Genomic DNA, 12909 nt, shown 5'->3' with positions numbered 1-12909 from the left:
GGACGGCTGTTGACTGGAGGTACGGATGCGTCGCCCTGTTGCGCGGAATCTGGCGGTCTTGGCGGTTTCGGCCGCGGTGGTCTCGATCGGTGCGGCGGCGCCCCCCGGCGCCGGGGAAGCGTCCGGGTCCGCCGGGGGCACACCGGCGAAGGTGCCGGTCGCCGTCGGCTACGGCGGCGCGGTGGCGAGCGTCGACGCCGACGCCTCCGCCGCGGGGATCGAGGTCCTCAGGAAGGGCGGCAACGCGGTGGACGCGGCCGTCGCCACGGCCGCGGCCCTCGGTGTCACCGAGCCCTACTCCTCCGGCGTGGGCGGAGGCGGCTACTTCGTCTACTACGACGCCGAGTCCCGTAGCGTGCACACGATCGACGGCCGTGAGACGGCGCCGCTCAGCGCCGACTCGGGTCTGTTCCTGGAGAACGGCAAACCGCTCGCCTTCGCGGACGCCGTCACCAGCGGACTCGGTGTCGGTACGCCGGGCACGCCCGCGACCTGGCAGACCGCGCTGGACAGCTGGGGCAGCAGGCGACTGAGCAGCGTGCTCGAACCGGCGGAACGGATCGCGCGCCACGGCTTCAAGGTCGACGCGACCTTCCGCTCCCAGACGGAGTCCAACGAGGCCCGCTTCAGGAACTTCCCGGACACCGCGAGACTGTTCCTGCCCGGCGGCTCGCTCCCGGCCGTCGGCTCGACCTTCACCAACCCCGATCTCGCCCGCACCTACGAGGAGTTGGGGCGCAAGGGGGTCGGCGCGATCTACCACGGCGACCTCGGCAAGGACATCGTCACCACGGTGAACAAGCCCCCGGTGGGCGCCGGTTCCGGATACAACGCCCGGCCGGGGAAGCTGTCGCTCAGGGACCTCGCGGCCTACCGGGCGAAGAGGCAGGCGCCGACGGAGACCTCGTACCGCGGCCGGAAGGTCTACTCGATCGCGCCCTCCTCGTCCGGTGGCACCACGGTCGGTGAGGCCCTCAACATCCTGGAGCGGACGGACCTCTCCAAGGCGAGTGACGTGCAGTACCTGCACCACTACATCGAGGCCAGCCGGATCGCGTTCGCGGACCGGGGGCGCTGGGTCGGCGACCCCGCCTTCGAGAACGTACCCGCGAAGGAACTGCTGTCCCAGAGGTACGCCGACTCGCGCGCGTGCCTCGTCAGGAACGACGCGGTGCTGACCAGTCCGCTCGCGCCGGGCGATCCGCGCCACCCGGCGGCGTGCTCCACGGCCGGGACCGCCGCGCCGACGACGTACGAGGGTGAGAACACCACGCACCTCACGGTCGCCGACAAGTGGGGCGACGTCGTCTCCTACACACTGACCATCGAGCAGACCGGCGGAAGCGGCATCACCGTCCCGGGCCGCGGCTTCCTCCTCAACAACGAGTTGACGGACTTCTCGTTCACCCCGGCGAACCCGGCCGCGCACGACCCGAACCTGCCCGGCCCCGGCAAGCGCCCGCGTTCGTCGATCTCGCCGACGATCGTGCTGGACCGGCACGACCGGCCGGTGGTGGCGCTCGGTTCGCCGGGCGGCGCGACCATCATCACCACCGTGCTGCAGACGCTCACCGGATTCCTGGACCGCGGACTGCCGCTGGTCGACGCGATCGCCGCGCCGCGTGCCAGCCAGCGCAACGCGGCACAGACGGAGCTCGAACCGAGCCTGTACGACAGCGCGCTCAGGGCCCGGCTGGAGGCGCTCGGACACTCCTTCAAGCTCAACCCGGAGATCGGGGCGGCGACGGGCGTCCAGCGCCTGCCGAACGGCAAGTGGCTGGCCGCGGCGGAGACGGTGCGGCGCGGGGGCGGGTCGGCGATGGTGGTGCGCCCCGCGTCGTAGCGGGCCCACGGGCGGATCGCACGACCCCGTGGGGTGCGGGCGGAGGGTGAACGGCGCGGTGTCCCGCGCCGTTCACGGCGCGCTCGCACGGGCCCGGGGTCAGCGCGCCGTCAGGATGCGGGGACCCGAGTCCGTGATGGCCACCGTGTGCTCGGCGTGGGCCGCGCGGGAGCCGTCGTCCGTGCACAGGGTCCAGCCGTCCGGCGCCGCGTGGTAGCCGTCGGTGCCGCCGCCGATGAGCATGGGCTCGATGGCGAGGACCATGCCGTGGCGCAGCGGCATGCCGCGGCCGGGCCGCCCCTCGTTGGGGACGGGCGGGTCCTCGTGCATACGACGGCCCACGCCGTGGCCGCCGAAGCCGTCCGGAATGCCGTATCCCGCCGCGCGGCACACCGTGCCGACGGCGTGCGCGATGTCCCCGACGCGGTTGCCGACGACGGCCGCCGCGATGCCGGCAGCCAGGGCGCGGTCGGCGGTCTCGAGCAGACGGACGTCGGCGGCGCGCGGCCGGCCGACGATGAAGCTGATCGCCGAGTCGCCGACCCAGCCGCCCAGTTCGGCGCCGAAGTCCATGGAGACCAGGTCGCCGTCGCGCAGCCGGTAGCCGGTCGGGATGCCGTGCACGATCGCGTTGTTCACGGAGGCGCAGAGGACCGCGGGGAACGGGGTCGGCGCGAAGGAGGGGCGGTAGCCGAGGAAGGGGGAGCGGGCGCCCGCGTCGCGCAGCACCTGGTGGGCGACCTCGTCCAGCTCCAACAGGGAGACGCCCACGGCGGCCGCCTCGCGAACCGCAGTGAGCGCCCTGCCCACGACCTGTCCCGCCTCGTGCATCGCGTCGATCGATGTGTCCGTCTTGAGTTCCACCATGCCAATTACTATACCGGTATGAGAATGGGGTGGGGGTGCGCACCCCCACGGACCCCCGACGGGTGCGAACACGGCGAGCGGCCCGGCGGACTTCCTCGTGAAGCGCGTGGCGGCCGGGGCGTGGTGGAGGTCTCGGTGACCACCGGCATCTCCGCCGGTGTCTCCAGCGGTATCTCCGCCGGGATCGAGGCAGGGTGGGTGAGCGCTCGCGCCTTCTTCGCCGTGGTGGCGCCGGCGAGGGCGCTCGGGCCGTCCATGGCCGACCTCGGTCGCGGGACTCTGCGCCCGGCCCGAAAACCCCCCGTAGTCGTTCCGTAACACGGAGGGTGTTTTCTACCGGACCGGAGTACTCCAGTCGGGCGGGGAGTTGTGTGATGGCTGTGGATCAACTCGTCGGTGGGATCCGGGCGTTCGCGGGCTATCTGGACGGGTTGATGCGGCGGCTCGATCAGGAGGGCGGCTGGTGCGGGGTGTTCTGGCAGCGTGACCCCGAAGGCATGCGGGCCTGCCTGGACGGCCGGGAGGTGCCGCCCTGGGACGTGGTGGAGGCGCTCCTGCAAGACCTCTGCGCGGAGTACGGGGACGAGGCCGCCGTACGGGAGGCCCGGCGGGCCCGCTCCCTGCACGGCGCCTCGCTCGCCGCGTTCGACGCCCGGCCGGGCGGGCGTGACGCGCTCGGTGACCGTCTCGACGTGATGCTCCGCGAGCAGCGCTACGCGGCGGACCGCCGGACCGGGCTGAACCGGCTGCTGGACGAGGCCACCGTGCCGGAGGACGCCGACTCGGTCCGGCTGGACCTGGCCTGGGCCCGGGACGACCACGAACGGGCCACGGCCCGCTGCGCCGAACTCCGCCACCGTATGGAGAACCTCGACCGACGCGCCCTGCGTACCCGCGCATCGGGCGCGCCGGGTTTCTCGGGGACCGGCGGGGGCGCCGAGGGCGCACACCGGTCGGCGGGCGACGGTGGGCGCGGGGACGGTAGGGGCGAGGCATGGGCCGAGGAGACACGGGCCGAGTCCACGTGGACCGAGGGCACATGGACCGAGGGCACGCGGACCGAGGGCACGCGGACCGAGGACACATGGGGTGCGGCCACGTGGGGCGCGGCCACGGGGATGGTGCCCCGTCAGGGTGAGGCCGCTCCCGAGCGGGCGGGCCGACGCTCGCCGTTCGCGGCCCCCTCGGCGCCAACCCGGCCCGCGAGCGAGGGGCCGGGCCCGTACGACCCGTCGGGCTCCTCCGAGGGGCCGGGCCCGTACGGTCCGCGCGCCGCCTCGGAGGGGCCGCGCCCGGAAGCCTTCCCCGATACCGGCGCACCCGACGCCTCCTCCACCCCGGGCGCAGGCGCGGAAGTTCTCGACTCCGGTCGTGCCGGTGCCGGTGCCGCGGGCGACGCTCCTCACCCCGGCGGTCCCGGGACGGGCGGGGAGACGTTCGCGCCCGCCGGGCCCGGTGTGGCCAGGGGTGTCCCCGGAACCGGCGGCTCCGACGTCCGGGGTGGTGTTTCCGGGCCGGTCCGTCCCGGTGACGAGTCTTTCGGCACCGTCGAACCGGGCACGGGTGCCGCCGCGTTCGGCCCCGGCAGCCCCGGCAGCCCCGGCAGCCCCGGCAGCCCCGGCGCCCGGTCCGGCGCCCGCGGTGTCGGCCGGCGCGGGTCCCGTGAGACGGTCGCGGACGCCGGCGCCGCCATGGGCGGCGACGGCTTCGGGGCCACTCCCGCAACTTTCCCTGCGCCCCCCACTTCCGCCGCTTCCGGCACCGGGCCCGACGCCCACGCCGCCGAGGCCCGGCCGGAGGGCCCCTCCGGCGCCGTACGGCCCCACGACGGCCCCCGGACACCGGCCGAGCGGTCCACGGCCCAGGAGCCCGCCGCCACCGCCAGGCGGCGCCCCAGGCGCCGTCCCCGGGGCAGCGCGCGGTTCGCCGGGCAGATGGAAGCCGGCGCGGCCCCCGTGCCCGTCCCCGGGACACCCGCGCCCCCGTCGTCGGTCCCGGCCGCGCCGAACCGCCGTACACCCCGCGGCGCGCGTTTCGCCGGGGCAGCCGAGGAGCGGGCGGAGCCACGGCCGGAACCCCTGGACGAAGACGCCCGGCGCGCCACCGCCGAGACCGTCCGGACCCTGGTCAGGCTGCGTGCCGAGGGCCGCAGCGGCGAGGCGCACGCCACGCTCGTCGAGGCCGCGTACTGGCCCGCCGCCCGTTTCCCCCTGCTCGCCGCCGAGTTGCACGACGCGGGCCTCGACGCGGACTGGGCGACCCTGCTGTGGGAGGCGGCCTCGCTGCCCGCGGACCGGCTGGTCGCCGCGTCCGACGCGCTCGCCGCGGCCGGCCGCACCACCGACGGACAGCAGATGCTGCGCCAGGGTGTCGCCCGTCCCGCACCGGAGATCGGGACCGCCGTGCTCGGCCTCGCCGACGAGGGCCGCCGGCGGGAGATCCGGGCGCTGCTCGACGCCTACGTACGGGTCCGTACGCCCGAGGAGGCCGCCCGCAGCGCGGAGAACGACCCGGCGCGGCTCGTGCCGCTCCTGCTCGACGCCGCCCGGGGGATCTCGGAACAGCGTCACTGGGACCTGGTGCACGCCCTTCGGGTGGCCGGCTTCACCGCCTGAGTCACCCGGGCGGCCCACGCCCCGGTCAGCCTCTCACCCACAGGGGTGTGAAACGTGATCGACTCAGCGGGTTAACCCCGATGGTCTTGGCAAGGCTGTCCAGGGGGCTTACTTTCGAGCCTCTACCGCCTTTGTCTACGGGCGTAGAGGCTCTCTGACGTCCCGTCGAAGGAGCAGCTCATGGCCAACGTCGTACGTGCCGCTCTGGTCCAGGCGACCTGGACCGGCGACACCGCATCCATGGTCGCCAAGCACGAGGAGCACGCCCGCGAGGCGGCCCGGCAGGGCGCGAAGGTGATCGGCTTCCAGGAAGTCTTCAACGCCCCCTACTTCTGCCAGGTCCAGGAGCCCGAGCACTACCGCTGGGCGGAACCCGTGCCCGACGGGCCCACCGTGACCCGTATGCGGGAACTCGCCCGCGAGACGGGCATGGTCATCGTCGTGCCCGTCTTCGAGGTCGAGCAGTCCGGCTTCTACTTCAACACCGCGGCCGTGATCGACGCCGACGGCACCTTCCTCGGCAAGTACCGCAAGCACCACATCCCCCAGGTCAAGGGATTCTGGGAGAAGTACTACTTCAAACCGGGCAACCTCGGCTGGCCCGTCTTCGACACCGCGGTCGGCCGGATCGGCGTCTACATCTGCTACGACCGCCACTTCCCCGAGGGCTGGCGGCAACTCGGCCTCAACGGCGCCCAGCTCGTCTACAACCCCTCGGCCACCTCCCGCGGCCTCTCCGCCTACCTCTGGCAGCTGGAACAGCCCGCCGCGGCCGTCGCCAACGAGTACTTCATCGCCGCGATCAACCGGGTCGGACAGGAGGAGTACGGGGACAACGACTTCTATGGCACCTCGTACTTCGTCGACCCGCGCGGACAGTTCGTGGGGGAGACCGCCGGCGACAAGACCGAGGAACTCCTCGTCCGGGACCTCGACTTCGACCTGATCGAGGAGGTGCGTCAGCAGTGGGCGTTCTACCGCGACCGCCGGCCCGACGCGTACGAGGGGCTGGTGCGGCCGTGAGCGACCTGTACGCACGGCACAAGGCGGTCCTGCCCGACTGGCTCGCCCTCTACTACCAGGACCCGCTGGAGATCACCCACGGCGAGGGCCGCCACGTCTGGGACGCCGACGGCAACAAGTACCTGGACTTCTTCGGCGGCATCCTGACGACGATGACCGCGCACGCGCTGCCCGAGGTGACCAAGGCCGTCAGCGAGCAGGCCGGGCGGATCATCCACTCCTCCACGCTCTACCTCAACCGGCCGATGGTCGAACTCGCCGAACGCATCGCCCAGTTGTCCGGCATCCCGGACGCCCGGGTCTTCTTCACCACCTCCGGGACCGAGGCGAACGACACGGCCCTGCTGCTCGCCACCGCCCACCGGCGCAGCAACCAGATCCTGGCGATGCGCAACAGCTACCACGGCCGCTCGTTCAGCGCGGTCGGCATCACCGGCAACAAGGGCTGGTCGCCGACCTCGCTCTCGCCGCTGCAGACGCTGTACGTGCACGGTGGTGTCCGCACCCGCGGCCCCTACGCCGGTCTGTCCGACGCGGGGTTCATCGCGGCCTGTGTCGAGGACCTCAGGGACCTGCTCGGCCATGTCCGCGCGCCCGCGGCCCTGATCGCCGAACCCGTCCAGGGGGTGGGCGGGTTCACGATCCCGCCCGACGGCCTCTACGCGGCCTTCCGCGAGGTCCTCGACGAGCACGGCATCCTCTGGATCTCCGACGAGGTCCAGACCGGCTGGGGACGCACCGGTGAGCACTTCTGGGGCTGGCAGGCGCACGACGCCGCGGGACCGCCGGACATGCTGACCTTCGCCAAGGGCATCGGCAACGGCATGTCCATCGGCGGGGTCGTCGCCCGCGCCGAGATCATGAACTGCCTGGACTCCAACTCCATCTCGACCTTCGGCGGCTCACCGGTCACGATGGCGGCGGGGCTGGCGAACCTCTCCTACCTGCTCGAACACGACCTCCAGGGCAACGCACGGCGCGTCGGCGGTCTGCTCATCGAGCGGCTGCGGGCGATCGCCGAACAGGTCGACGGCGTACGGGAGGTCCGCGGCCGCGGGCTGATGATCGGCGTCGAACTGGTGAAGCCCGGCACCGGCGAGGCACATCCCGAGGGCGCCGCCGCCGTGCTGGAGGCGGCCCGCGAGGAAGGCCTGCTGATCGGCAAGGGCGGCGGTCACGACACCAGCGTGCTGCGCATCGCACCGCCGCTGTCCCTCACCGTCGCGGAGGCGGAGGAGGGCGCCGCGATCCTCGATCGCGCGCTGAGGTGCACCCGGTAAGAGATCCTGAGCAAGGGAACGTCGCCATGACCACCGCCTCGGACACCGCCCTGTCGGTACGCCAGGTCCTCGCCCTGGAACGGGTGCTCGCCGGAGAGCCCGAGGTGGTGGCGGGCGCGGGCCACCTCGACCGGCCCGTGCGCTGGGTGCACGTCGCCGAGGCGGCCGACGTCGGCGTGATGCTCACCGGCGGCGAAATGGTGCTCACCACGGGCGTGTTGCTGGCCGGCGACCCGGACGCGCAGGCCGAGTACATCCGTTCGCTGCACCGCGCGGAGGCCGCGGCCGTCGTCCTCGGGCTCGGCCGGGCCTTCCCCACGCCGCCGGACGTGATGCGCCGGGCCGCCGAACGGTGCGGGCTGCCCATGGTCGTACTGCACCGCCCGTTCCCCTTCGCCGAGTTGACGGAAGAGGTGCAGTGCCGGCTGGTCTCCAGCAAGTTCGCGGCCGTGAGCCTCTCCGAGTCCGTACGCACCGCGCTCACCGGCCTCATCACCTCGGGCGCCCCCATGCAGCGGTTGCTCGACGAGATCGCGGGCCACGCGGGCTGCCCCGTCGTCGTCACCAACCTCGCCCACCGGGTCCTCGCCACCGCGGGGGAGCGGTCCGCGGTGGACGACGTGCTGCGCGACTGGGAGCGCATCGCCCGGCAGGCGGGCGGCAGCGAGGGCGACGGGTGGATCCGCGCCGAACTGGGCGGCCGGGGCGAGCGCTGGGGCCGCATCGTGCTCTGCGGTCACCGCGGCGACGCGGTGACCGGGCGGCTGCTCGCCGACCGGGCCGCCGAGGCCCTGGTCCTGCACCGGATGCTCGCCGGCTCCGCGCACACCTGGGAGGAGGAGTCCGCGCAGAGCCTGCTCACCGACCTCGTGAGCGGGGTCGTACCGGCACGGCAGCTGCTCCCGCGGGCGCGCGCCGCCGGGCTGCCCGTGAACCGGCGCACCTTCGTGCCGCTCGCCGTCCGGGACGGCGACCCGGCCCGACTGGACCGTGTGCTCAAGCTGCTCGGCCTGTCCGGACTCGTCGCCGAACTGGCCGACGGGGCCACCGCCGTGCTGCTGAGCCTCGCCCGGGACCAGGACGCCGAGGCGCTGGCCGCGCACTTCGCGGCCCGGCTGCGCCACGAGACGGGCGCCCCCGCGACCGTGGCGGCCGCCGCCGCGCGCCACGCCTGGGACGACGTCCCCGGTGGCCTGCGGGAAGCCCTGCACGTCGCCGAGGCCGCCGCCGACACACCCGTCGGGCAGGAGGACCAGCCGGTGCTCGTACGGCTGCGTGACGTCCATCTGCGCGGTCTGGTGCGGCTGCTCAGGGACGACCCGCACGTCCAGTCCTTCGCCGAACGGGAGCTGGACGGCCTGCTGTGCGGGGCCGACGCGGAGTCGGAGCTGCTGCCCGTGCTGCGGACGTATCTCGCGACGGGCCGCAACAAGTCCCGTACCGCGCGGCTCCACCACGTCAGCAGGCCCGCGCTCTACCGCCGGCTGGAGGCGATAGAGGCACGCCTCGCCGTGGACCTCGACGACTTCGAACAGGCGGCCTCCGTACACATCGCGCTCCTCGCGCACGACGCACAACAACGGTGAAACACCGGATGACTCAGGTGAAACATGCGACGACGCGGGGGTGACACCGTGGAACGGCAACGCACCGCAGACGTGACACGGTGCACCTCAAAGCCGCCTGCCGGGCTTTCTAGGCTCCTCGCACACCGAGCGACCGGAGGTCCCGATGAGCAGAGTGATCCGCGCCGCCGTCTTCCAGACCGCCTGGACCGGCGACAAGGAGTCGATGATCCAGGTCCACGAGCAGGCGGCCCGCGACGCCGCCGCGCAGGGCGCACAGGTCCTGTGTTTCCAGGAGCTCTTCTACGGGCCCTATTTCTGCCAGGTCCAGGACAAGGCGTTCTACGAGTACGCCGAACAGATCCCCGAGGGTCCGATCGTCCGGCGCTTCCAGGCGCTCGCCGCGGAACTGGGCATCGTCCTCGTCCTTCCGATGTACGAGGAGGAGCAGCCCGGGGTCCTCTACAACACCGCCGCGGTGATCGACGCGGACGGCTCCTACCTGGGCAAGTACCGCAAGACCCACATCCCGCAGGTCCCGGGGTTCTGGGAGAAGTTCTACTTCCGGCCGGGCAACTCCGGCTGGCCCGTCTTCGACACCGCCGTCGGCCGGATCGGTGTGTACATCTGCTACGACCGGCACTTCCCGGAGGGCTGGCGCGCGCTGGGCCTCGCGGGTGCCGAGATCGTCTTCAACCCCTCGGCCACCTCGCGGGGTCTGTCCGGATACCTGTGGCAGCTGGAACAGCCGGCCGCGGCCGTCGCCAACGAGTACTTCGTGGGCGCGATCAACCGGGTGGGTGTCGAGGAGTACGGCGACAACGACTTCTACGGGACGAGCTACTTCGTCGACCCGGAGGCTCAGTTCGTCGGCGAGGTGGCGAGCGACAAGGAGAGCGAACTCGTCGTCCGCGAACTGGACATGGCCAGACTCCGCGAGGTGCGCGACCGGTGGCAGTTCTACCGGGACCGCGCCCCGGGGGCGTACGGGCCGCTGACGGCTCCCTGACGGACGGCCTCTGGTGGGCCCGGCCGCCGGGGGGCCGGGCCCACGGGCCTCCTTCCCATCGGGCCTTCCCGGAGGAAACAGCGTTGACCTCAGCTTCTGACAGCTTCGGAATTCCCCCAGTGCACGCACGACCGGAAGGAGAGGGAGCATGAGCCGTACCGTCATCCGCGGTGGCCTCGTCATCACCGCGTCCGACGAGATGCACGCCGACGTCCTGATCGAGGACGGCCGGGTCGTCGCGCTCGCCGCGACCGGCACCCCGACGGCCGAGTCGTGGACGGCCGAGCGGACCATCGACGCCGCCGGGAAGTACGTCATCCCGGGCGGCGTCGACGCCCACACCCACATGGAGCTGCCGTTCGGCGGCACCTTCGCCTCCGACACCTTCGAGACGGGCACCCGGGCGGCGGCCTGGGGCGGCACCACCACCATCGTCGACTTCGCGGTGCAGAGCGTCGGCCACTCGCTGCGCGAGGGCCTCGACGCGTGGAACGCCAAGGCCGACGGCCAGTGCGCCATCGACTACGCCTTCCACATGATCGTCTCGGACGTCAACCAGGACACGCTGAAGGAGATGGACCTGCTGGTCGAGGAGGGCGTCACCTCCTTCAAGCAGTTCATGGCCTACCCCGGCGTCTTCTACAGCGACGACGGCCAGATCCTGCGTGCCATGCAGCGCTCCGCCGAGAACGGCGGCCTGATCATGATGCACGCCGAGAACGGCATCGCGATCGACGTGCTCGTCGAACAGGCCCTGGCCCGGGGTGAGACCGACCCGCGCTTCCACGGAGAGGTCCGCAAGGCGCTCCTGGAGGCCGAGGCCACCCATCGGGCGATCAAGCTCGCGCAGGTCGCGGGGGCTCCGCTGTACGTCGTGCACGTCTCGGCGCAGGAGGCGGTCGCCGAGCTGGCACGGGCGCGCGACGAGGGCCTGAACGTGTTCGGCGAGACCTGCCCGCAGTACCTGTTCCTGTCCACGGACAACCTGGCCGAGCCGGACTTCGAGGGCTCGAAGTACGTGTGCAGCACCCCGCTGCGGCCCCAGGAGCACCAGGCCGCCCTCTGGCGGGGACTGCGCACCAACGACCTCCAGGTGGTGTCGACCGACCACTGCCCCTTCTGCTTCGTGGGCCAGAAGGAGCTCGGCCGCGGCGACTTCTCGAAGATCCCCAACGGCCTGCCGGGCGTCGAGAACCGCATGGACCTGCTCCACCAGGCCGTCGTCGACGGGCACCTCTCCCGCCGCCGCTGGATCGAGATCGCCTGCGCGACCCCGGCCCGGATGTTCGGTCTGTACCCGAAGAAGGGCACCATCGCGCCGGGCGCCGACGCCGACATCGTCATCTACGACCCGCACGCCGAGCAGGTCATGTCCGTCGAGACGCACCACATGAACGTCGACTACTCGGCGTACGAGGGCAAGCGGGTCACCGGACGGGTCGAGACGGTGCTGTCGCGCGGCGAAATGGTCATCACCGACCGGGAGTTCACCGGGCGGGCGGGCCACGGCGTCTACACACCCCGTTCCACCTGTCAGTACCTTCTCTGAGCGACCAGGAGTGGCGCCATGGACTTCGGACTCGTCCTGCAGACAGACCCCCCGGCCTCCCGTGTCATCGACCTGATGAAGCGGGCCGAGGCCAACGGCTTCACGTACGGCTGGACCTTCGACTCCGCCGTGCTGTGGCAGGAACCCTTCGTGATCTACAGTCAGATCCTCGCGAACACCGAGAGGTTGACCGTCGGGCCGATGGTCACCAACCCGGGCACACGTACCTGGGAGGTCACCGCCTCCACCTTCGCGACCCTCAACGACATGTACGGCAACCGCACGGTGTGCGGCATCGGCCGGGGCGACTCGGCGATGCGCGTCGCCGGACGCAAACCGAACACGCTCGCCCGGATCAGCGGTGCGATGAAGGTCATCCGGGCACTCGGCCGGGGCGAGGAGGCCGACCTCGGTGGCACGGTCGTCAAGTTCCCCTGGGTCAGGCCGGGTGCCGAACTCCCGGTGTGGATGGCCGCGTACGGTCCCAAGGCGTTGAAGATGACGGGTGAGGAGGCCGACGGCTTCATCCTCCAGCTCGCCGACCTCTATCTGACCGAGTACATGGTCAAGGCGGTGAAGACCGCGGCGGCCGAGGCCGGCCGGGACCCGTCCGAGGTCACGATCTGCGTGGCAGCGCCCGCCTACGTCACCGAGGACGACTCGCCGGAGGCGATCGCCCACGCCCGCGAACAGTGCCGCTGGTTCGGCGGCATGGTCGGCAACCACGTCGCCGACCTCGTCTCCAAGTACGGCGAGCACTCCGCCGCCGTGCCCGAGGAACTCACCGACTACATCAAGGCCCGCGAAGGGTACGACTACTCCCACCACGGACGCAGCGGCAACCCCGACACCACGTTCGTGCCCGACGAGATCGTCGACCGGTTCTGTCTGATCGGCACGGCCGAGCAGCACGTCGAGAAACTGAACGCGCTGCGCGAGCTGGGCGTGGACCAGTTCGCGCTGTACGACATGCACGACGCGCAGGAGGCCACCATCGACGCCTACGGGTCGAAGGTCATCCCGGCCGTCAACGACCGATGACCGCCTGAACAACCCCGGACACCCCGGACACTCCAGACACCCCGGACACCGCGAACAACCGCTGGAGAAGCGGCCGTCGAGGCCCCGCCCCTGTCGCGCCTCTCGCCCCGCATCTCC

9 protein-coding genes are annotated in these 12909 nt (G+C 72.1%); 8 read left to right on the top strand and 1 reads right to left on the bottom strand.

Features of this window, described 5'->3' with window-relative positions:
- Positions 1–25: 25 nt before the first annotated feature.
- Positions 26–1843: a gamma-glutamyltransferase gene (ggt, locus tag GFH48_RS09865; protein WP_153287899.1), complete on the top strand. Its 1818-nt coding sequence runs from the start codon at positions 26–28 to the stop codon at positions 1841–1843.
- 99 nt (positions 1844–1942) lie between these two features.
- Here the strand turns inward: ggt and map are convergent, their stop codons facing one another.
- Complete coding sequence (gene map, locus GFH48_RS09860) at positions 1943–2710, bottom strand: type I methionyl aminopeptidase (RefSeq protein WP_153287898.1); 768 nt, start codon at positions 2708–2710, stop codon at positions 1943–1945.
- Positions 2711–3084: 374 nt separating this feature from the next.
- Here map and GFH48_RS39055 point away from each other — a divergent pair, with 374 nt between their 5' ends.
- The 7 genes from GFH48_RS39055 (at position 3085) to GFH48_RS09820 (ending at position 12792) form a co-directional block, all read left to right on the top strand.
- On the top strand, positions 3085–5325 hold the full coding sequence (locus tag GFH48_RS39055; protein WP_228120486.1) for a hypothetical protein: 2241 nt from the start codon (positions 3085–3087) through the stop codon (positions 5323–5325).
- A 180-nt stretch (positions 5326–5505) separates the two neighbouring features.
- Positions 5506–6348 carry a nitrilase-related carbon-nitrogen hydrolase gene (locus GFH48_RS09845; RefSeq protein WP_153287897.1) on the top strand — a complete coding sequence of 281 codons (843 nt, stop codon included), beginning with the start codon at positions 5506–5508 and terminating at the stop codon, positions 6346–6348.
- Positions 6345–7628: an aspartate aminotransferase family protein gene (locus GFH48_RS09840; protein WP_153287896.1), complete on the top strand. Its 1284-nt coding sequence runs from the start codon at positions 6345–6347 to the stop codon at positions 7626–7628. Before GFH48_RS09845 ends, GFH48_RS09840 begins: the two co-directional genes overlap by 4 nt.
- Before the next feature lie 26 nt (positions 7629–7654).
- Positions 7655–9214 carry a PucR family transcriptional regulator gene (locus GFH48_RS09835; RefSeq protein ID WP_153287895.1) on the top strand — a complete coding sequence of 520 codons (1560 nt, stop codon included), beginning with the start codon at positions 7655–7657 and terminating at the stop codon, positions 9212–9214.
- Positions 9215–9359: 145 nt separating this feature from the next.
- Positions 9360–10202, top strand: a complete 843-nt coding sequence (locus GFH48_RS09830) for a nitrilase-related carbon-nitrogen hydrolase (protein ID WP_153287894.1) — start codon at positions 9360–9362, stop codon at positions 10200–10202.
- Between the two features lie 148 nt (positions 10203–10350).
- On the top strand, positions 10351–11751 hold the full coding sequence (hydA, locus tag GFH48_RS09825) for a dihydropyrimidinase (RefSeq protein ID WP_153287893.1): 1401 nt from the start codon (positions 10351–10353) through the stop codon (positions 11749–11751).
- A gap of 18 nt (positions 11752–11769) precedes the next feature.
- Entirely contained in the window at positions 11770–12792 is a 1023-nt protein-coding gene (locus GFH48_RS09820; protein ID WP_153287892.1) for a TIGR03842 family LLM class F420-dependent oxidoreductase, read from the top strand.
- Positions 12793–12909: the final 117 nt, after the last annotated feature.

This window comes from Streptomyces fagopyri, from assembly GCF_009498275.1.
GTDB classification, from domain to species: domain Bacteria; phylum Actinomycetota; class Actinomycetes; order Streptomycetales; family Streptomycetaceae; genus Streptomyces; species Streptomyces fagopyri.
This window is presented reverse-complemented; position numbering and strand designations above follow the sequence as displayed.

Bases quoted from the DNA above. Each gene is read 5' to 3' on its own strand.
- ggt (WP_153287899.1), top strand. From the start codon at position 26: ATGCGTCGCCCTGTTGCGCGGAATCTGGCGGTCTTGGCGGTTTCGGCC.
- GFH48_RS09845 (WP_153287897.1), top strand. From the start codon at position 5,506: ATGGCCAACGTCGTACGTGCCGCTCTGGTCCAGGCGACCTGGACCGGC.
- GFH48_RS09820 (WP_153287892.1), top strand. From the start codon at position 11,770: ATGGACTTCGGACTCGTCCTGCAGACAGACCCCCCGGCCTCCCGTGTC.
- GFH48_RS39055 (WP_228120486.1), top strand. From the start codon at position 3,085: ATGGCTGTGGATCAACTCGTCGGTGGGATCCGGGCGTTCGCGGGCTAT.
- GFH48_RS09830 (WP_153287894.1), top strand. From the start codon at position 9,360: ATGAGCAGAGTGATCCGCGCCGCCGTCTTCCAGACCGCCTGGACCGGC.
- GFH48_RS09835 (WP_153287895.1), top strand. From the start codon at position 7,655: ATGACCACCGCCTCGGACACCGCCCTGTCGGTACGCCAGGTCCTCGCC.
- map (WP_153287898.1), bottom strand. From the start codon at position 2,710: ATGGTGGAACTCAAGACGGACACATCGATCGACGCGATGCACGAGGCG.
- hydA (WP_153287893.1), top strand. From the start codon at position 10,351: ATGAGCCGTACCGTCATCCGCGGTGGCCTCGTCATCACCGCGTCCGAC.